The organism is Flavobacterium sp., from assembly GCF_044339515.1.
In the GTDB taxonomy this organism is placed as follows: Bacteria; Bacteroidota; Bacteroidia; order Flavobacteriales; family Flavobacteriaceae; genus Flavobacterium.
Map to the genome: position 1 here is coordinate 19,806 of NZ_JBIIVK010000033.1, position 20,362 is coordinate 40,167.

Annotated in this window: 22 protein-coding genes, 1 tRNA gene and 1 pseudogene; 8 read left to right on the forward strand and 16 right to left on the reverse strand. The window is 34.6% G+C overall.

From position 1 onward, the window contains the following. Positions 1-118 precede the first annotated feature (118 nt). Entirely contained in the window at positions 119-928 is an 810-nt protein-coding gene (nadE, locus tag ACIQ0M_RS09980; RefSeq protein ID WP_396151785.1) for an NAD(+) synthase, read from the forward strand. 115 nt (positions 929-1,043) lie between these two features. Beyond that, the gene (locus tag ACIQ0M_RS09985) at positions 1,044-1,673 is read left to right on the forward strand and encodes a response regulator transcription factor (RefSeq protein ID WP_129465249.1); all 630 of its coding nucleotides are present in this window, start codon (positions 1,044-1,046) and stop codon (positions 1,671-1,673) included. Positions 1,674-1,709: 36 nt separating this feature from the next. On the opposite strand, the gene dnaG is transcribed toward ACIQ0M_RS09985, so the two are convergent. The 6 genes from dnaG to rlmN form a co-directional block, all read right to left on the reverse strand. After that, positions 1,710-3,698, reverse strand: a complete 1,989-nt coding sequence (gene dnaG, locus ACIQ0M_RS09990) for a DNA primase (protein WP_396151787.1) — start codon at positions 3,696-3,698, stop codon at positions 1,710-1,712. Positions 3,699-3,824: 126 nt separating this feature from the next. Continuing rightward, complete coding sequence (locus tag ACIQ0M_RS09995) at positions 3,825-4,937, reverse strand: cell envelope integrity protein TolA (RefSeq protein ID WP_396151789.1); 1,113 nt, start codon at positions 4,935-4,937, stop codon at positions 3,825-3,827. A 36-nt stretch (positions 4,938-4,973) separates the two neighbouring features. Next, positions 4,974-5,651 (reverse strand): hypothetical protein, encoded by a 678-nt coding sequence (locus ACIQ0M_RS10000; RefSeq protein ID WP_396151791.1) that lies wholly within the window; start codon positions 5,649-5,651, stop codon positions 4,974-4,976. Beyond that, positions 5,638-6,198 (reverse strand): RNA polymerase sigma factor, encoded by a 561-nt coding sequence (locus ACIQ0M_RS10005; protein ID WP_396151793.1) that lies wholly within the window; start codon positions 6,196-6,198, stop codon positions 5,638-5,640. The genes ACIQ0M_RS10000 and ACIQ0M_RS10005 overlap by 14 nt, the downstream gene beginning before the upstream one ends. A gap of 335 nt (positions 6,199-6,533) precedes the next feature. Further along, a complete protein-coding gene (locus tag ACIQ0M_RS10010; protein WP_396151795.1) occupies positions 6,534-7,514 on the reverse strand; it encodes a polyprenyl synthetase family protein in 981 nt (326 codons plus the stop codon). 44 nt (positions 7,515-7,558) lie between these two features. After that, positions 7,559-8,614 carry a 23S rRNA (adenine(2503)-C(2))-methyltransferase RlmN gene (rlmN, locus tag ACIQ0M_RS10015; protein WP_396151797.1) on the reverse strand — a complete coding sequence of 352 codons (1,056 nt, stop codon included), beginning with the start codon at positions 8,612-8,614 and terminating at the stop codon, positions 7,559-7,561. A gap of 72 nt (positions 8,615-8,686) precedes the next feature. Between rlmN and ACIQ0M_RS10020 the strand changes: the two genes are divergently transcribed. Genes ACIQ0M_RS10020 through ACIQ0M_RS10030 form a run of 3 tightly spaced genes read left to right on the forward strand, consistent with a single transcriptional unit; the run spans position 8,687 to position 9,910 of the window. Continuing rightward, complete coding sequence (locus ACIQ0M_RS10020; protein WP_396151799.1) at positions 8,687-9,007, forward strand: hypothetical protein; 321 nt, start codon at positions 8,687-8,689, stop codon at positions 9,005-9,007. Further along, positions 9,000-9,266, forward strand: a complete 267-nt coding sequence (locus ACIQ0M_RS10025; RefSeq protein WP_396151801.1) for a type II toxin-antitoxin system RelE/ParE family toxin — start codon at positions 9,000-9,002, stop codon at positions 9,264-9,266. Before ACIQ0M_RS10020 ends, ACIQ0M_RS10025 begins: the two co-directional genes overlap by 8 nt. 2 nt (positions 9,267-9,268) lie before the next feature. Then, entirely contained in the window at positions 9,269-9,910 is a 642-nt protein-coding gene (locus ACIQ0M_RS10030) for an O-methyltransferase (RefSeq protein ID WP_396151803.1), read from the forward strand. Here ACIQ0M_RS10030 and ACIQ0M_RS10035 read toward each other — a convergent pair. The 7 genes from ACIQ0M_RS10035 to ACIQ0M_RS10065 all read right to left on the reverse strand — a co-directional run bounded on the left by ACIQ0M_RS10035 (position 9,907) and on the right by ACIQ0M_RS10065 (position 16,078). Further along, on the reverse strand, positions 9,907-10,470 hold the full coding sequence (locus ACIQ0M_RS10035; protein ID WP_396151805.1) for a phosphatase PAP2 family protein: 564 nt from the start codon (positions 10,468-10,470) through the stop codon (positions 9,907-9,909). The genes ACIQ0M_RS10030 and ACIQ0M_RS10035 overlap by 4 nt on opposite strands. A gap of 2 nt (positions 10,471-10,472) precedes the next feature. Further along, positions 10,473-10,823, reverse strand: a complete 351-nt coding sequence (locus ACIQ0M_RS10040; RefSeq protein ID WP_396151808.1) for a twin-arginine translocase TatA/TatE family subunit — start codon at positions 10,821-10,823, stop codon at positions 10,473-10,475. Between the two features lie 183 nt (positions 10,824-11,006). Beyond that, the gene (locus ACIQ0M_RS10045; RefSeq protein WP_396151810.1) at positions 11,007-13,262 is read right to left on the reverse strand and encodes a M1 family metallopeptidase; all 2,256 of its coding nucleotides are present in this window, start codon (positions 13,260-13,262) and stop codon (positions 11,007-11,009) included. A gap of 56 nt (positions 13,263-13,318) precedes the next feature. Further along, positions 13,319-13,822 (reverse strand): DUF6702 family protein, encoded by a 504-nt coding sequence (locus ACIQ0M_RS10050; protein ID WP_396151812.1) that lies wholly within the window; start codon positions 13,820-13,822, stop codon positions 13,319-13,321. Positions 13,823-13,829: 7 nt separating this feature from the next. After that, a complete protein-coding gene (locus tag ACIQ0M_RS10055; RefSeq protein WP_396151814.1) occupies positions 13,830-14,630 on the reverse strand; it encodes a carboxypeptidase-like regulatory domain-containing protein in 801 nt (266 codons plus the stop codon). Further along, on the reverse strand, positions 14,617-15,333 hold the full coding sequence (locus ACIQ0M_RS10060) for a hypothetical protein (protein WP_396151816.1): 717 nt from the start codon (positions 15,331-15,333) through the stop codon (positions 14,617-14,619). The genes ACIQ0M_RS10055 and ACIQ0M_RS10060 overlap by 14 nt, the downstream gene beginning before the upstream one ends. Beyond that, complete coding sequence (locus ACIQ0M_RS10065; protein WP_396151818.1) at positions 15,326-16,078, reverse strand: hypothetical protein; 753 nt, start codon at positions 16,076-16,078, stop codon at positions 15,326-15,328. The genes ACIQ0M_RS10060 and ACIQ0M_RS10065 overlap by 8 nt, the downstream gene beginning before the upstream one ends. 197 nt (positions 16,079-16,275) lie before the next feature. On the opposite strand from ACIQ0M_RS10065, the gene pepE reads away from it, so the two are divergent. Next, positions 16,276-16,983: a dipeptidase PepE gene (gene pepE / locus ACIQ0M_RS10070; protein WP_396151820.1), complete on the forward strand. Its 708-nt coding sequence runs from the start codon at positions 16,276-16,278 to the stop codon at positions 16,981-16,983. A gap of 83 nt (positions 16,984-17,066) precedes the next feature. On the opposite strand, the gene ACIQ0M_RS10075 is transcribed toward pepE, so the two are convergent. Then, positions 17,067-17,139: transfer RNA gene (locus tag ACIQ0M_RS10075), tRNA-Gly, on the reverse strand. Between the two features lie 188 nt (positions 17,140-17,327). On the opposite strand from ACIQ0M_RS10075, the gene ACIQ0M_RS10080 reads away from it, so the two are divergent. Then, entirely contained in the window at positions 17,328-17,777 is a 450-nt protein-coding gene (locus ACIQ0M_RS10080) for a GNAT family N-acetyltransferase (protein ID WP_396151822.1), read from the forward strand. A gap of 5 nt (positions 17,778-17,782) precedes the next feature. After that, complete coding sequence (locus ACIQ0M_RS10085; protein ID WP_396151824.1) at positions 17,783-19,360, forward strand: murein L,D-transpeptidase; 1,578 nt, start codon at positions 17,783-17,785, stop codon at positions 19,358-19,360. Here ACIQ0M_RS10085 and ACIQ0M_RS10090 read toward each other — a convergent pair. Together ACIQ0M_RS10090 and ACIQ0M_RS10095 are read right to left on the reverse strand one after the other, a co-directional pair. Further along, the gene (locus tag ACIQ0M_RS10090) at positions 19,349-20,056 is read right to left on the reverse strand and encodes a murein L,D-transpeptidase catalytic domain family protein (RefSeq protein ID WP_396151826.1); all 708 of its coding nucleotides are present in this window, start codon (positions 20,054-20,056) and stop codon (positions 19,349-19,351) included. The genes ACIQ0M_RS10085 and ACIQ0M_RS10090 overlap by 12 nt on opposite strands. A 204-nt stretch (positions 20,057-20,260) precedes the next feature. Beyond that, positions 20,261-20,362, reverse strand: a pseudogene (locus ACIQ0M_RS10095) (IS1595 family transposase); the annotation flags it as partial.

Sequence of the window (20,362 nt, forward strand, 5' to 3'; positions counted from 1 at the left end):
TATAAAATGGAATTATGATAACAATAATTTGATTTAGAAAATCAATTGGATTTTCCTACTTTTACCAAATAAAATTGAATTGCAAATATACATTGCCAAATCGTATAACGTTAAAAAGATGACACAAAAAAATGCAACAATTAAAGTGGAGCAAGTAAACAACCATATTGTAAATTGGTTAAAAACTTATGCTGAAAACGCAAAAGTGACTGGTTTTGTTGTGGGAGTATCCGGCGGAATAGACAGTGCTGTAACTTCGACACTTTGTGCTCAAACCGGTTTAAAAACACTTTGTGTTGAACTTCCTATTCATCAAGCTGCTTCACACGTAAGTAGAAAAAAGGAGCATATAGCACAGTTAAAAAAGCGTTTCCCAAATGTTGAAAGTGTATCTGTTGATTTGAGTAATACGTTTGAACAATTTAAAAAAGATGTTCCAAGTTCAGAAAACGAAGCTAAATTAAATTTATCACTTGCCAACACAAGAGCCAGACTTCGGATGACAACGTTGTATTATTTTGCGGGGATTCACGGATTGCTTGTTGCAGGAACCGGAAATAAAGTGGAAGATTTTGGTGTTGGTTTTTATACAAAATATGGTGACGGCGGTGTCGATTTGAGTCCGATTGCTGATTTAATGAAATCGGAGGTTTATGCAATAGGAAGGTTCTTACAAGTTCCTGAATCTATTTTAACAGCAGCTCCAACTGATGGTTTATTTGGCGACGATCGTTCGGATGAAGATCAATTGGGAGCAAGTTATGATGAATTAGAATGGGCAATGCTTCAAGATGAAGCAGGTAAAAATACTACAGATTTTAACGGACGTAATTTAGAAGTCTTTAACATATACAAAAGGCTCAATAACGCTAACAAACACAAGATGAATCCGATACCAGTTTGTGAAATTCCTAAAGATTTAAGATAAATCTAAAATTTTTCTTAAAATTTTTTGTCAGAATTACATTCCATTAAAAAAAAATATAGTATCTTTAACAGCCCTAAAAAAATATTAATCATTTTCTAACTAAATACCACTTATTATGATTAAAGTTTGTTTAGCCGATAATCAACCCGTTGTACACTTCGGGGTGAAATCGTACTTTAAAGATCATGCTGAAATAAGTATTGTAGGCCATGTTGGTAACTACAATATGATTTTAGACATGCTCAAAATTAAACCCATAGACATTTTAGTCTTAGACTTGGAACTTGAAGGGCTAACTAGTATTAACTTGGTAAAGTATATACTTAAAGAGTTTCCTAACACTAAAATTATTATTTTCAGTAATCTTTCTGAAAACATTTATGCTCCAAACTCTTTAAAAGCAGGAGTTTCAGCCTATCTGCACAAAACATCCAAATTGGAAACACTCGGCAATGTGATTGTGAAAGTAAATAACGGTGCCGTGATTTTTAATGACGCTATCAAGAAAAGTTTAGCCATGATTGCTAAACAAAACAAAAGCGAAAGATTATACCGAAAACTCTCTAACAGAGAAATTGAGGTGCTTCGTTTTTTAAGTGATGGAAAAAAGAACAATGAAATTTCTAAAATTTTAGGATTGAACGAAAAAACCATCAGTACCTACAAATTACGTTTACTTACAAAACTGAATGTAACCAATTTGGTAGACTTAGTTAACAAAGCAAAAACTTTAGAGATTGTATAAAAATACTTAGAAAAAAGACCTCAAATGAGGTCTTTTTTAATTATAATCTGAACGCATTCTGCCAATTCTTCTAGTAATATTTACTTTTAGTTTATTGTAGTCGTTAATCATCGTGATAATTTCCTCCGGAGTAAATTCAGGCGTTTCCTCTTGAATTTGAAGCATTAATTCATGATTCAGTTTATTGATTAGGTATTCTCTAAACGTTACGATTGTTTCTGTTACCAATCGGGAAAGAATTTCTAAATCGTCTTTTTCTTTTACAAAAACTTGCTTTTTATCCAGCCATCCATGCAGTTGATATTTTTCGTCGTTCATTAAAATATCGGTGACCACTTCGGCATGTTCGGGAAGTAAATTATTGAGGTAATGATTCTTGTCAAACGATTCATTTTGATGAAATTGAGCAACTAAATCAATATAAATGGCATTGAAAATCGGATTAGCCAATTCAATTTCGTCTTCTTGCAAACTCAAATAAATGCGTTCGTATATTTTATGATTAACTTTTTCAATTGTTTCAATTTCTTTTCCGTTTTCATCAAATTGAATAAAAACATTTTCAAATTCCACTTCATGATGACCATATAATAGTAAAATCTCCAAAATTGATTTCTCTAAAAGCGTTACTACATCAATTTTAGCTATAGCCTCAGTTGATTCATTTTTAACTACATCAAACGCCTTTTGCTCTTGTTTGAATTTTTTATTGGCTTCAGACAAATCTTTTTGTGCCATTTGTGCCAACGTGCTAAACAATACATCTTCCGATATATCCATGATTCGGCTACATTCTTGGATGTAGATTTCACGCTTGATTCGATCCGGAATTTTTGAAATGCTAATCACCATATCCCGAATTAAGTCAGCCTTTTTGATTGGATCATTCTTCGCATCCTGCATCAACAAAGAAGCTTTGAACTGAATAAAATCTTTCGCATTTTCATCCAAATACTTGACCAAATCTTCGTAAGGTGTTTTTTTGGCAAAACTATCTGGGTCGTCGCCATCCGGGAAAGAACAAACTTTCACGTTCATTCCTTCTTCCAAAATCAAATCGATTCCACGAATGGAAGCCCGTAAACCCGCCGCATCGCCATCAAAAAGTACGGTAATATTTTTGGTTAACCGATTAATCAATCGGATTTGATTTGGTGTTAAAGCCGTTCCGGAAGAAGAAACAACGTTTTCAATTCCGGCTTGATGCATTTGAATTACATCGGTATAGCCTTCCACTAAAAAACAATTATCGAGTTTAGCAATGGCTTGTTTGGCATGAAAAATTCCGTAAAGCACATTGCTTTTATGGTAAATTTCACTTTCGGGAGAATTCAAATATTTAGCAGCTTTTTTATCATTCGTCAAAATTCGACCTCCAAAACCGAGTACTCTTCCCGACATACTATGTATAGGAAACATCACACGAGCTTTGAATCGGTCAAATTGCTTGTCTTCACCAACGATGGTGAGTCCTGTTTTTTCAAGAAATTCTAGTTTATAGGCTTTTCCGAGAGCTTCTTTGGTCAAAGCATCCCACGTATTGGGCGAATAACCTAAATTGAATTTTTTGATGGTTTCATTGGTAAATCCGCGTTCTTTAAAATAAGACAAACCAATTGCCTTGCCCTCTTCCTCTTCCCATAAAACATGTTGGAAATATTTGCTGGCAAATTCGGAAACCAAATACATGCTCTCTTTTTCATTGGCAACCAACTTATCTTCGTCACTGGAAACCGTTTCTTCAATTTCGATATTATATTTTTTTGCCAAATACCGAATCGCTTCCGGAAACGAAAAATGTTCGTGCTCCATCAAAAAAGTAACTGAATTTCCGCCTTTTCCGGTACTAAAATCTTTCCAAATTTGCTTCACAGGTGAAACCATAAATGAGGGTGATTTTTCATTGGAAAACGGACTCAACCCTTTCATATTACTACCGGCACGTTTGAGTTGCACAAAATCACCAATCACCTCCTCCACTCGGGCGGTTTCAAAAACTAAATCGATGGTGTTTTGCTTAATCATTGGTGTTTTTTCGTAGCTTGTAAAAGTACAATTCAGTTTTTAAAAATAAGGAATTAAAACAATAAAAAAAAGGTGCTTCATGACGAAAACACCTTTCAAACAAATGTATGCTAACTCAAACAAATTTTAATTGAAATCGAAACGTAAACCTAACGAAATGTTGTTTTGATCAATGGTATTGTTTTTAAACATTGGATTTAGGTCGTATTTTAGATACAAACTTGTGGCACGATAACCAATGTAAGTTGATAAACCATAGGTAAAATCAGAGGTGTTGAAATCGCCTTTTTCTTTTACTTTTATACGAACATCATTTTCATTGAATTTCAGAATTTGTTTCGATTTGATATTAAAACCGGCATATCCTCCAATTCCAAGTCGGACACTTTTGTGTGATCTAAACCGAACATCTCCGTTTTCTTTGACTGATTTTGGTGTAAAATCAAACTCTAAATGCAAGGGTAAAACTAAGTGAACGTTTCTAAAACGGCTTTCTCTTAAATCCAAACCAAACTCTTGTAAATTGGTTTGTTCACCTTGTTTTACGAAGTAACGATTATCGGTCGGACGTAAATTGTTATACATCAAAGACAAACCGTATTTTGCGTGTAACAAGTTATTATTTTTGAAAATTCTGGTATTGTAAGTGAAACCCCACTCATAAAAATGTGAACCCCAAACGCGGTAATCACTGTCTTCTAATGAACCTATGTCACCATCTGCCACAACATTATTTAAACCGAAAGCAAAGACAAATTGAGAAGTAGTTCGTTTTGAATTTCGCTTGAATTTGTCTTTTTCACCTTTAAAAACTTTCATGGAACCAATACTTATTTCAGTGTGATTTTCACCAATAGAATCATTAGAATTTGATCCAAGTATAATCGTAGTTCCCCACTTTGCTTTGTCTTCAGAGTGTTTTATTTTACCATCAACAACATCTTTAACCAGTTGTTGAAGTTTAGCTTCTTCAAGAGCCACTTTTTCTTCAATGTTTTTGGCTCTTATCTCTGCTGCTTTTCGTTTTTCAGCTTCTGCTTTTTCAATTGAAATTGTTCCATTTTCTAATAATTTATTGATGTCTTCAATCTCTTGTTTGAGTGCTTCTTTTTCTTCAGAAGTAATCTTTTTGATGTTCTCTGAAATGGTTTTTACTCTTTCATCAAAAGTTTCTTGACCATACATTTGGGTAACTAAAGTGCATAGCAATACTGCTGCATAAAGAATAATTTTTTGCATAATTTAAAAATTTAACTGTTCGTGATTTGATTGTTTTTACTCGTAATTTCGATTAGCCAAGGTTGACTTTACCGAATTGTATTTTTTGTTTATCGATTGAATAACTTTATCTCTAAAAGATTCATCCACTTCTTTTTCTGCCGAAGAAAGTAATGCATTCGCATCAACTTTTACAGATGGCTTTTTTGAAATGTTTGGAATTTCAATTTTTTCTCCGGTTTCAATTTCGGCTAAAAGTGATTCGGCATTGATGTATTTATTTGTTGATTCTTTGGGTTGATTTTCAACAATTGTTTCCTCCTTTTTGGAATGATTATCCAACAAAAAATCTTTTTTTGGATTGATTTCTGTAGATGACTTTTCAGTTTTTTTGGTTGATTGAGGTACTAAAGTTCCCTTTTCTTGTACTTCTGAAAAAGTGTTCACTATTTCAGGAGTTGATTCATTTTCAATTAATTTGGTTTCATTTTCTAGAACAATTGAATTGGATGGAATTACATTATCAGTTGAACTTTCCTTGTTCATCATAAAAATTCCAATCAGCGTAAATCCTACAAAAATGGCCGCAATAGAAATCCATTTAAAATTTCTTTTTGGTTTTTGTTCTTCAATCGAAAGCATCGCATCCAAACGATCCCAGGCATTTTGAGAAGGTTGAATCTCCCATTGATTCAACTTTTCTCTGATTTGGTTTTCTATATTATTCGGTTCCATTTTCGTAATTTTTTAACTTGTTAATCTGATTTTGAAGCATTTTTCGAGCATGCGATAATTGCGATTTTGATGTTCCTTCATTGATACCTAACATTTCGGCTATTTCTTGATGTTTATATCCTTCGATAGCATAGAGATTAAAAATCATCTTATATCCATCCGGCAAACTATCGATGAGAAACTGGATATCTTCCATCGAAAATTTACTTTCAATATCGTTATGTCTTTCTTCAAAAAAAGTTTCGTCTTCAATAAATTTCACTTGTTTTTGAACTCTGATAAACGAAATACATTCATTAATCATAATTCTTCGAATCCAACCTTCAAAACTTCCTTTATGTTCAAAATTTTTTAAACTTGAAAAAACTTTCATAAAGGCGGTAATCATTACATCTTCTGCTTGTTGCAAATCTTTGATGTATTGTCTGCAAACTCCCAACATTTTTGGCGAAAATTTTGTATAAATCTGATGTTGAGCATGTCGGTTATTTTCGACAGCCAATCGGATGGTATTTTTCTCGTCTTGATGTAAGTTGATTACTTTCATATTTTAAAAATCAGTCGCAGTTTTCAGACTTCACAAATAAATTAGATTCTATTGGTATAGACGAATGAAGTTGAAAAAAGGTTGCATGGGTTTTGAAAAAAATTGAAAAAAGTTGCAAATAACTAAAATTCAATGATTTAAAAATAACAAAAAATAGTTAAGCATGATAAACTTTTATATCAAGAACAGTTTTTGCCTGCTTCGCAGGAGATTTGCTTCGCCAGTTCGCTATCGCTCGTGTTTACTTCGACTTCGTCATCTTGCAAAATGACAAAACTGTGACTGAGACTGAGAACTGATTACTCCAAACTAAAAACTATCAACTCCAAACTAAATTACTTTTTCCTCTCTATCACATAATTCACCATCAAAATCAAAGCATCTTTATAAGGTGATGTTGTAAAATGATTCAGTAACTCTAAAGCTTCTTGTTGATAATCAATCATTTTTTGCTCTGCATAAGCCAAACCGTTACTTTGTTTGACAAAAGCGATGACTTCTTTTACACGCTTTTTGTCTTTGTTATGGTTTTTTATGGAATTGATTAACCAACTTTTCTCTTTTGGTGAACAGTTATTTAAGGTATAGATCAATGGAAGCGTCATTTTTTGTTCTTTAATGTCAATTCCGGTAGGTTTCCCGATGGCTTCGTCTGTATAATCAAATAAGTCGTCTTTGATTTGAAAAGCCATTCCGATCAATTCACCAAACTTTCGCATGCGATCAACAATTTCTTGATTTTCAGGCAAAACAGAACAAGCTCCGAGCGAACAACAAGCCGCAATTAACGTAGCGGTTTTTTGGCGAATGATTTCGTAGTAAATATCTTCCGTAATATCTAATCTTCGGGCTTTTTCGATTTGAAGTAATTCGCCTTCACTCATTTCGCGAACAGCAACCGAGATAATTTTCAATAAATCAAAATCATTGTTATCAATGGAAAGTAACAATCCTTTAGACAATAAAAAATCGCCAACCAAAACGGCAATTTTATTTTTCCACAAGGCATTAATAGAGAAAAAACCGCGACGTCGATTGCTGTCATCTACCACGTCGTCATGAACTAAAGTGGCTGTGTGAATCAATTCGATAACCGAAGCTCCTCGATATGTTCGTTCATTTACCAAACCTTCTGAAACCATTTTAGCCGTTAAAAAAACAAACATCGGACGCATTTGTTTTCCTTTTCGGTTGACGATATAATAAGTGATTCTGTTGAGCAACGCCACTTTAGAAGACATCGATTCGTAGAACTTTTTTTCAAAAAGTTCCATCTCACTAACGATGGGTTGCTTAATTTGCTCGGTGATTTTCATGAAAGTTCAAAGATAGGTAGAAAGTTAGAAAATCACAACTGGAATTATTCGGTTACCGCTTCATTTTTATTGGCCAACTGACCACAAGCGGCATCAATGTCTTTACCGCGACTTCTTCGCACTTTGGCAATTACGCCGATTTTGTCTAAAGCTTTTACGTATTCTTCCAAAACAACATCTGAAGCTTGCTGAAACATTCCGTCATCAATTGGATTATACTCAATCAAATTTACTTTACACGGCACATATTTACAGAATTTAACCAATGCATCAATTGATTTTTTATCGTCGTTGATTCCTTTCCAAACCACATATTCGTAAGTAACTTTACTTTTGGTTTTTTGGTACCAATATTCCAAACTTTCACGCAATTCTTTCAGCGGAAAACTCTTTGAAAAAGGCATTATTTCGGCACGAATTTCATCAATTGCCGAGTGAAGGGAAACAGCTAATTTGAACTTCACTTCTTCATCGGCCATTTTTTTAATCATTTTCGGAATTCCGGATGTGGAAAGTGTGATGCGTTTGGGCGACATTCCCAACCCTTCCGGTGAAGTTATCATTTCGATGGCTTTGAGTACGTTGTTGTAATTCATCAACGGTTCACCCATTCCCATGAATACGATGTTAGAAAGCGGTCGTTCAAAATACAAACGGCTTTCGTTATCGATGGCTACCACTTGGTCGTAAATTTCGTCGGGATTTAAATTCCGCATGCGTTTCAAACGAGCAGTTGCACAAAAATTACAATCTAAACTACAACCCACTTGACTGGAAACACAAGCTGTTGTGCGAGTTGCGGTTGGAATTAAAACGCTTTCTACCACCAAACCATCATACAAACGAACGGCGTTTTTCACGGTACCGTCTTCGCTGCGTTGCATTTGATCTACTTTGATGTGGTTAATGACAAAATTATCCTCCAACATCTGACGGGTTTCTTTGGAAACATTGGTCATATCGTCAAACGAATAGACTTTTTTGCTCCACAACCATTCATACACTTGATTGCCTCGGAAAGCTTTATCTCCATTGGCTACAAAAAAATCCCGTAGTTGAATTTTGGTTAAAGCCCGAATGTCTTTTTTGGTGGTGTTCATGGTGCAAAAATAGGTTAATTTGACGATTTGTATAATTTTGTTTTGTATTTTTGAAATGAAAACGTTTTTGAGATGAATATAAATGAAATTAAACTAGAAATTATTCGCCTTATTCTCAAAGTAGAAGACGAAACCACCCTGCTTGCTATCCGAAAAATTCTTGAAAATAAGTTTAATACTTCTGACCACACATTACCTTTAGTGGAAGAGCCAACTGAAAAAATAGTTTCTGAAATTGAAAACAAAATCATTGCTTTTGATACTGATGGAAAACCATTAAATCTATTAGATTATAATAAAAAAATCGAAGAAGGTCTAGAAGACATTAAAAACAACAGAGTAATCAGTCAAGAAAAGTTAGAACAAGAAATTGAAAGTTGGTATAATGAATAACTATTCGATTTTTTGGACTCAAAATTCTCGTAATGATTTAAATAAAATAAAAAACAATATCTCTAAATCATTGATGATTAGATTAATTAATGCTCCAAAAGAGATTACTTTTGAAGAACAATTTCAAATTGATGAATACCGAAATGATTGCCGACGAATAATTGTTGGTAATTTTAAACTACTTTATCAATTTTCAAATAATACCATTTTTATAATCCGCGTTTTTAATTCACGCCACAATCCAGAAAACAGTAAATAACTATGCATTTCCTTTCCGAAGATTTAGAAGATTATGTAGCCGCTCATTCGCAAGCCGAACCGGAACTATTGGCTCAATTAAACAAAGAAACCTATCAAAAAGTATTATTACCACGCATGTTGAGCGGACATTTTCAAGGCCGTGTTTTGAGTATGTTATCAAAATTAATTCGCCCCTCCTCTATTTTGGAAATTGGCACGTATACAGGTTATGCAACCTTATGTTTATGTGAAGGTATGCAAGAAAACGGAATCGTGCACACCATCGATATCAAAGAAGAATTAGTTGATTTTCAACGAAAATATTTTGACATGTCGCCTTGGGAAAGCCAAATTGTGCAACATTTAGGTGAAGCAGTTGACATAATTCCAATCTTAGAAACGAAATTTGATTTGGTTTTTATTGATGCAGACAAAGAAAATTACCTCAACTATTATGAATTGATTGTTCCAAAAATGAACAAAGGCGGCATCATTTTATCGGATAATGTGTTGTGGTCCGGAAAAGTAGTTGAGCCTTTGAAAGAAGGTGATTTGAGCACCAAAATTTTATTGGAATACAACCAACGATTGAACAATGACCCAAGAGTAGAAACGGTTTTATTGCCCATTCGAGACGGTTTGACCGTGAGTCGGGTGCTTTAAGAAACAGGAAAATATTTTGGTTGCATTATTTTATAAAGGCGATAAAAGAAAGTTCCTAAAAACAGTCCAAAAAGGTATCCGGTTAAAATATCTCCAGGAAAATGAAGGCCAAGATAAATCCGGCTGTAGGCAAATATTAAAGGAAAAAGAAACAGTAGAAAGGCATATTTAAAATGCTTTCGAATTACAAAAAAGAGAAATGCAGCCGATGCCATTGAACTCGAAGCATGACCCGAAAAAAAGCTAAATGATTTTCTAATCAAAACCTCTCTGATTAGTCCGTCTAAAGTTGGGTCGTTGCAAGGACGTAACCTTTCAAAATTATGTTTAAACAGATTGGTCAGTTGATCGGTGGCTAAAATTAACAGAGCCATAAACAACACTACAAAACCAAATTGCTTCCAGCCGATTTTTTTAATGATAAAATAAAAAATAACCAAAAAAATGGGTGTCCAATAAAACTGTTTAGTAATAACCAACCAAAGCCGATCCCATTCTTCTGAACCTAAATTATTAAGAAAAATTAATAAATCTTTATCGAGTTGAATAATTTCTTCCACGTTTAAAATAGTCTTTTAATGGGTCCGGTTATTTGTTCGATATCTTCTTTGGCCTTTTCTACTTCCTGAATGACCGATGGCGAACCGCTTTCTGCAAGTGGATTTACGGCATCCGTTAAATTTTGTTTTACTTTTTGAATTTCAGTTGAGATTCCGCCGGTTATACTATTGGTATCGATCCCGTTAGCTTCGGCACTTTTTGAAATTTCACTCTTAATATCGTCAGTTGCATGTTTGAGTTGACGAAACATTTTGCCTAATGTTCTAGCTATTTCGGGAATTTTATCGGACCCGAACAACATCAATACAACTAATATAATAAGGATTAATTCTCCTCCACCAATTCCAAACATAAAATTCTTCTTTTGAAATGCAAATGTACGAAGATTTTTTAGCCCTGATAGTAGCGGAAATCCTTGAAGCGAAAAAAAGTATATTTTTCTTAACCCAAAAAAGCGACCAAAGGAAGCTCTTTTTGGGTTTTAGAAAATAACTTTTTTTGCTGAAAGATTGCAGCGAATAGCAGGATTAGCTTCTTATTTTGATTTATCTAATTCGTCAAATTTTGATTTTGCGGCTTCTTTTGGCCAAGTATTGTTTGTCACATCGATATCGGCTGTTTCCAATTTTGGATCAAGCTGAATTTTTTTGATGGGTTTTTCAGTGGCAAAAACACGTGTAGCCGTTTGATTGCTTTTTCGCCAAATTTGTGCCGGAAAGTGATGCGTTTCAGAAGTCCCATCTTCAAATTGTAACTCAACGATAATTGGCATAATCATTCCACCCGGTTTATCAAATTCTACTTCGTAAAAGTATTTTGGTGATTTTAATTTTGCTTGTTCTTCTGAAGAAAATTTATTTGCAATAAATTCATTTAAACTTGAAATATCTTCTTTGGCTAATTCTTTTTTACGTTTGGCATTCAATTCTTTATGATTGGCCTCAACCAAATATACATACGGACCATTTGCAGTACCAAAACGGCCTCTACGGGCTTTCACTTCTTTTAATTCGGCAGTTGGTTCATCGGTCACAAAATACTGTTTTACTTCTTTGATACCGATATCCACATAATCGGTAGAGAAAAACCAACCTCTCCAAAACCAATCTAAGTCAACTGCAGAAGCATCTTCCATGGTTCTGAAAAAATCTTCCGGAGTTGGGTGTTTGAATTTCCATCTGTTAGCATAAACTTTGAACGCATGGTCAAACAACTCACGCCCCATGATGGTTTCGCGTAAAATGTTTAATCCTGTAGCCGGTTTAGAATAAGCGTTGGCTCCAAATTGGTGAATACCTTCGGAGTTAGACATAATTGGCTCCAAAAAGCGTTGGTCGCCACTCATATAAGGCACAATTTTGTGAGCCGGTCCACGACTGGAAGGATAATTTTCCATGAAATCCTGCTCGGCTAAATATTGTAAAAACGTATCTAATCCTTCGTCCATCCATGACCATTGACGTTCATCAGAGTTCACAATCATTGGGAAATAATTGTGTCCTACTTCGTGAATAATAACGCTAATCATCCCATATTTGATACGGTCTGAAACGAATCCATTGGCATCCGGGCGACCATAATTCCAGCAAATCATTGGATATTCCATTCCTTGGTCTTCTGCAGAAATAGAAATAGCTTTATGGTAAGGATAATCAAACGTATGACGCGAATAGGTTTTTAAGGTTTGTGCTACTGCACGGGTTGAAAATTCTTCCCACAACGGATTGCTTTCGTTTGGATAAAGCGAAATTGCCATCACGTTTTTGGTGTCTAATTTCACCGCCATTGCATCGTAAATGAATTTTCTAGAGGTTGAAAACGCATAATCACGCACATTTTCAGCTCTAAACTTCCAAGTTTTAGTTTTCTCTGAGAATCCTTTTTCTGTGGCTTTAGCTTCTTCCGGAGTAACAATTAAAACCGGTTTATCAAAGGTTTTTTCAGCTAATTCATAGCGTTTATTTTGTTCGGCTGAGAATACTTCTTTTCGGTTCAGTAAAACACCGGTTGCTTCCAGCACGTGGTCGGCAGGTACGGTGATGTTGACGTCGTAATTCCCAAATGGAAGTGCAAACTCACCTCTTCCCCAAAATTGCATATTTTGCCATCCTTCTACGTCATTGTATACCGCCATTCTTGGAAAAAATTGTGCTATAACATATAAACGATTGCCGTCTTTCTCAAATTCTTCATAACCCGAACGACCTCCATCCACTCTGTAATTATTGATATTATACCACCATTTTATGGAAAAGGAAATTTTTTCTTTAGGTTTTAGTGGCGTTGGAAGATTAATCCTCATCATGGTTTGGTTGATGGTGTAAGACATTGGTTTGCCTGCAGCATCATGAACAAAAACTATATTAAAACCACCGTCAAAACTTTCTTGCATGTATTTTTTCACAAAACCATCTACAGGAATGGAACCATCCATCCTTTGGGTTTCTATTAAGGGATTTTTAGCATCACGCCTTTTTTCATTTTGATCCAATTGAACCCATAGATATTCCAGAACATCCGGTGAATTATTGTGGTATGTAATCGTTTCAACACCGTCTAACCGTTTGTTTTTATCATCTAAAACAAGATCCATTTTATAATCAGCTTGCTGTTGATAATAAGCCGGACCGGGAGCACCGGAAGCTGTTCTGAACATATTGGGTGTAGCCAATAGATCATATAGTTGGCTGAATTTATTGGTGTCATAATGACCCGGTTCCCGCTTGGTTTCGGTTTTTTCCTGTGCAAATAATATAGCCGGGAGCAAGCCCAAAATTAAAAACTTCTTCATGGTTAATTTTTTGAATCGACTAAAATAAACAATTTCCGAAAGTTGTTGTCGATTTATCAATATTTTAACAACTCAGTAGGGTTTTCAAGTGTAAGCAAAGCACTTTGCTTTTTGGTTAAAACTTGGGTATGGATAATGTGCTGTTGTTCAGGAAGAAAATCAAAAAGGAGCGTGTTTCTGATTTCAAGTGCGTTAATTTTGGGAACATCTCGAATAATTTGGTATACAATAATCACATCGTCTTCGATTTCTTTGTCTAAATAAACCGCTGGTTTAAGTTTACTGTTAACTTTTATGGAAAAATTTTCGTTGATATACTTCTTCAAAAGTTGCAATTCTTCATCCGATTCTTTAGTTGAACCGATGTAAAATTTTTTCTTGTGTTTTTTTTCTAAGGCATTATTCAAATCATCAATAAATATTCGGCTAGTGATTTGAATTGTTTTTTTGTCTTGAGCAAAATTAATTTGTGTGACAGAAACATAGAATTTGTGCATTTCAAAAGAAGAAAGAGCCAACGAAAACAAGATCAAAAAAAACAGAAAACATTTATTTTTCATCGCAAAATCAATCTTTTGGAAGGTTTTTATATTCTTTGCTTTTGCTGATTAGAAAATCAATCAGGTCAATCTCTTTGTTGGTTGCAAGCAATTTTCTCACGTTGGGATCAGCGTCGCAATAGTTCAGAAACAATCCTATTTCATCGTGTTTCAATTCTAATGTTTCTGTGAAAAAATGATACGTGAATTTGTCTTTCACAGCGGCTTGGAAATTTTTATCCGAAGTAAAAACAACCGGCTTCTCTTTACTTTTTTCTTTTCCGAAGAGTTTGCCCACCATTTTTCCAATTTTTACAAAATCCATCCCATATGGAATTGATAAATCACTTGGCATAGCAGTATTAAATTGAGTGGATTGAAAATCTTTTTCCATTTGCATATCGGCAATCTCTTTGCCATTAAACGCACTTTGTTTATCTGTTACTTTGATATTTTTAGCATCTTTTTCTAAATCACCGGACAATGTGGAAGGTGTCACAATAACCTCGTCCAATTCGTTGATAAACTCTTCTAATTTAATTTTTAGAACGATGACTTTAAAATCATTTTCGTTAAGGACCAGTTTTTTCGATTTAAAAATTACACTCGAAAAAACCAAGGTATCTGAAGGTCGAGCATACATCGTAAAAAAGCCCAACTTATCAGTTACAGCTCCTTTGTTAGAAGAAACATTAAAAACCGTCACGTTGTCAATGGCAGTCGCTTCGGAAATAATTTGTCCTTTAATAATTTCTCTTGAGCCTAATTGAGCAAAAGAAATTTGAGCCGTTATTACAAATAAAAGAATTAGTAGTTTATTTTTCTTCATTGTTTAAAAAGTTTAAAAATTCTTGAGCTATTTCTCCCAACAAAAAGGTGACGCGTGTTTTATTTTTGGCTTGAATGGCTTGAGCTAAATCGATATCTTCCACCACATAAAATTTGAATCCATCAACATATTCTTTTGGAATTTTAAATGTATCGGTAAACACCACATCTTCAAAATTATCATCCAGCCAAATCATCATAAATTCCTTTTGCTCGATTCCGATGTCTTTCTTTAATCGTTTGGTTCTGCCTGAAATCCAATTTAACAGCGGATCCAAAAGTCCGGTTGTTGCCGTTCGTAACCTTCGCTCCGCAGGCGTATAGGAAACCGGCTTATAATTAATAATACCTAAATCTTGTGCGTTGATTTTAGTGTATTCAGTTACAACTACTTCTTCTAACTCACTCACTTTGGCGGTCATGACAACTTCGATTTTGCCGTTATTAATATCGTTTGCCGAAATACTCTTTCGCCAATAATTTAAATGAACTGCTGAAAAAACGAGTAAATCATCTTCTTTTGCATCTAACCAAAATTCACCTTTTTCATTGGTAATCGTTGCTTTTTCTGAAACCAAGTTGGTAATATGAATTCCTTCTGCTGAGGCATTTTCTACCTTTACAACACCATAAATTGTTTTCTGACCATAGATACAAACCGTGGTTAAAATTGAGACTATAAGGTACAAAAAAAATCTATTCATCGGTGGTAAGATACGTTAAAAATTTATTCGCCAGTTTAGAAATGCATAAACTTCCATTAACGGTATCATTAGCATTAAGGTAAGTTATAAATTCTTCATCATAAATTGTAAAAACTTTGAAACCTTCTCTATATTCTTCCGGAATGTTTAGTTGATTGGTGTAGAATTCATTTTCATACCATTCGTTTAACTTTTTTAACAACAATTCCTTTTTTTCTATTTCAACTTCTTTTTTTAATTGATTGGTCCTTCCGCTAATTTGATTAATGAGTCCATCAACACTCATTCCGCCCAACGGTATTAAAAGCGGACTATACCATTTTAATTTTTCGGCGGTTCGCAATCTTCTTTCTGCCGGAGTATATTTCTTTGGTTTATAATCAATAATTCCCAAATCTTGTGCGTTGATTTTGGTGTATTCCGTTACCACCACTTCCTCTAATTTTTGCTCTTTCACGGTCATTTCCACCTCAATAAAACTGTTTTTGATATCATTGGACGAAATACTTTTTCGCCAATAATTTAGATGAACGGCGGAAAAAACGAGCAAATCATCTTCATTTGCCTCAATGGAAAACTCCCCTTTTTCATTCGTGATTGTAGCTTTTTCAGACACTAAATTGAGTACATGAATGCCTTCTGCCGATTGTTCTTTCACTACAACTCTTCCTTTTATTGTTGTTTGTGAAAATAGCAATGGAACCCAAAACAAGAAACCGATAATGACAATATTCGTTTTGCTCATCGAGCAATCTCATTTTAATTTTTAACTAATTCTTTACAATTAAACAGCAAAGATGAAACCATTTTTTGTTTTGCGATGCTATTTCAAGTAAAAGTATTACAAAAAATTCACAACTATTTCACAACTCATTTGTAATTTTTTGTTAATCTGATGGAAATACAAAGACCATGATGTGTATTTTTGTAAAAACAGAAAACATGAAAAACTTGCTTATCGCTAGCACTTCAACACTTCATGGTGGCAATTACCTAGAATATTTGCTGCCCGACTTACAACTTCATTTTGCTCAATGCAAAAGCATTTTGTTTGTGCCGTACGCCAGACCGGGCGGGATTTCTCATGAGGATTATACGCTGAAAGTAAAATCATTTTTTGCTTTAATGAATATCAAAGTGAACGGTTTACATGAATTTTCAAACCCAGCGGAAGGCATTAAAAAAGCCGATGGTATTTTTACCGGTGGTGGCAACACCTTTTTGTTAGTGACGAAATTGCATCAAAACAACCAAATGCAAACGCTCAAAAAAGCCATTGAAAGTGGAAAACCTTACTTAGGAACCAGTGCCGGAAGCAACATTTGTGGACTCACGATGCAAACCACCAACGACATGCCAATTATCTATCCGCCTAGTTTTGAAACGTTAGGAGTCATTCCGTTTAATCTCAATCCGCACTTCTTGGATGCCGATTTGCAGTCGAAACACATGGGCGAAACTCGCGAAACCCGCATCAAAGAGTTTCATCAATTCAATGCACAACCGGTGATTGGTTTGCGAGAAGGTAGTTGGTTAGATGTAAAAGGAGAACAAATTGTGTTAAAAGGAGCATTATCCGCACGATTATTTCGGCAGAATCAGGAAGCTATTGAGGTGGAAAGTGGAAATAAAATGGAAAAATTCGTATGAGTTATTTTTTTCGAAAAAAAGAAATAAAAATCTAAACTCTTCCCACAAAAAAACCCCAAACTTTCGTTTGAGGTTTTTAGCAGAGCGGAAGACGAGGCTCGAACTCGCGACAACCAGCTTGGAAGGCTGGAGCTCTACCAACTGAGCTACTTCCGCATTTATCTCACAAAGGCTTATTTTTATTGGTGTTCGATGAACGGCGTTTGTGGGTGCAAATATAGAGAATTATTTTTCTTTGTTGCAAATTTTTCTTCAAAAAAATTATCATAAAGCTAACAGAATTTGTAATGGTTTTATTCTGAAAAAGTTATACCTTTAGTTTTCCAAGTTTGAGGAAATAAATTATGCTGACTTTAAAAGAAATAACGGCTTTGGATACTTATTCCGTGCGGCATCCCGTTCTTCGGGAAGGAAAACCGTTGGAAACCTGTCATTTTGAAGGAGATAATTTGCAGTCAACCATTCATCTCGGGCTGTTTATTAACTGTGCTTTAATTGGCGTGGTTTCACTTTTTAAAACCCAAAACAACGATTTCAACGAAGAAAAACAATTCCAAATTAGGGGAATGGCAGTCTTAAAACACCATCAAAAAAGAGGCTACGGCGAAAAATTACTCCACGAAGCCGAAGAAATTGCAAAAAAATACAAATGTAACTTACTGTGGTTCAATGCTCGCGAAAAAGCCGTTCCTTTTTACGAAAAAGCAGGCTATTCCATTCACGGAAAACCTTTTGAAATTGGTGATATTGGCACTCATTTTGTAATGTATAAAAAAACGAATCCGATTTCTTAGTTTCTATGAAGCATCTCTACCCTCTTTTTTTTGTACTCCTACTGATTTCTTGTGACGAGAAAAAAAAGCCCGACTCTTTCGGTTCAAAACTACCTGCTGTTGAAGTGACCGACGAAGGAAAAGTGCTGGCAATTGATTCCACTTATCTTTCCAAAAAAAATGACTCAATTCTTGTTGCTTTTTATCAAGCAAATGAAAACAGAACATTTTGGTTGGCTTTCAATTGCCGGGAATCTTTGCTCTCGGTTTTAAAAAATGTGGAAGAAGAAGGTCTGAATCCAAAAGACTTCGATTTAAAAAAAATAGGGAAATTAGAAAAATCTATTCCAACTTTATCCGATAAAGAATTGATTGACTACGATGTTTTGCTTACAAAAAACCTAAAAAAGTATGTGGAAAAAGTAGCCAAAGGTTCTTTAAACCCAAAAGAATTATACAAAGATTGGGATTTGAAAGAAAACAAAATCGACATACAACAATTGCTATTGAATTTTCAGCGAAAAGACTCGTTTGATTATGCTGTAAATGAAGTGAAACCCAATCACATCATGTATCAAAAACTAAAACAAAGTTTAAAGTTAATCAACCAATTTCCGGATGAAAATTTCAAAAAACTGGAAATTAAAGAAAAAATTATACTCAACGACACTAACGATGTGCTGATTGAAGTAAAAAAACGACTTGCGTATTGGTATGACATGAAAAAGCCGGATTCATTGACCAACATTTATGATGAAACAACGTTTAATGCCTTGAAAAATTTTCAAAGTCGGCATGGTTTGGCTCCTGATGGTGTAATTGGAAAAGGAACAATTGCTTCGCTGAATTTTACCAAACAAAAAAGAAAAGAACAAATTATTGCCAACATGGAACGCTGGCGATGGTATCCGAGAGAATTTGAAAAAGAATACCTCATCATCAACATTCCCGATTATTCGTTGCAAGTGGTGAAGGAAAAAGACACCGTAAAAACACATCGAATAATTGTTGGAAAAGCCAGTCGAAGCACTCCGATATTGTCCTCGAAATTGAGTTATGTTGTTTTTAATCCAACTTGGACTGTTCCTCCCACCATTTTAAAGGAAGACGTGATTCCGGCTGCTACCAAAAACAGAGGTTACTTTGCTTCAAAAAACATTACAATTTACAGTGGCAGTTCAATTGTTAGCCCATACGATTGGAATCCGGCCAAAGGAAGATCGTATCGCTATGTTCAAGCTCCGGGAAGTACAAACTCCTTGGGATTAGTAAAAATAATGTTTCCAAATCGCTTTTCGGTTTATCTGCATGATACCAACACGAGAGGCTATTTTGAACGTGAAAACCGTTCGCTGAGTTCGGGTTGTGTAAGGGTTCAAAATCCATTTGAATTAACAGAATACCTGCTTGACGATCCTGAAAACTGGAATAAAGAAAAAATTGACGAAGTATTGGCCGAATCAAAAACTAAAAATGTAAATTTCACTAAACCCATTTACCTCCACATTTTGTATTGGACAGCTTGGAGTGATAAAAATTTACTTATTTTTAGAGATGATATTTACGGTTTAGATGCCGAATTGTACAAAAAACTACGAAATTAACTTCGAAGCCACTTTATAACTTCTTGACGGATGATAGATAAACAAACACGATTTATCTTTGATGGTTTTGATGATTTCTTGATTTAATTCCACCGGCAAAGCAGGACAACCCTGGCTTCTTCCTAAACGTTTGTTTTGTTTAATAAATTGTTCCGACACATAATCAGCACCATGAATCACAACAGCTCTATCGCGGGCTTTGTCATTAATTCCTCTTTCCAAACCATCCAAACGAAGAGAAAGTCCGTGTTTTCCTTGATAGGTTTCTCCGGTAAGGTAAAATCCTAAACTACTTTGGTACGATTCTGATTTGTTGGAAAATGCTGTAGCAAATTCTTCACCGGAATTTCTTCCATGTGCCACTAAAGTATTGTACAAAACTGTATTTGTAGACATATCAATCACCCACATTCTCTTGGAATTGGCAGACAAACTGAAATCGATTAGCGTGAGAATATCATTTTGAACTAATCCCTTTTGCTTCAATTGATAAAAGCCTTCTAGAGCTTTAGTAAAACTCTCGAGTTGCGGAAGTTTAAAATTATTTGCGTTGAGATTATTATACAACGAAACCACCTTCGATTCGAACGAAACTTTGGATGTTGATGCAATAATTTTAGGGTCTGTGGTATTATTTGAAGGTGTTGTGAATGAAAATAATCCAAACAACAAGACCGGGAAAAGCTTGTAATTCATTGGTATTCTATAGGTTAAAAATTAGACTTGGGACGCCAAAAATATAAATTAAAAGTTTAAAACCAAATTATTTTAAACTAAATATGCTCTTTTTTAAAAAATTAACTCACTTTCTACGAGTGAATTAAGCAGAAAACGGAAAAAAACTACAATTCGTATGGAAAAAGTGTAACAGAATAAAATTTTTTGATTGTCCGTTATTAGTCATAACCCTGTAATGCTTGCTATCACTAGCCTGTCGAATAATTTTTCTTCAAAATACCGTCTATTAAGCTTGTAAACGAACTCATTTAGGTATAATTGTAA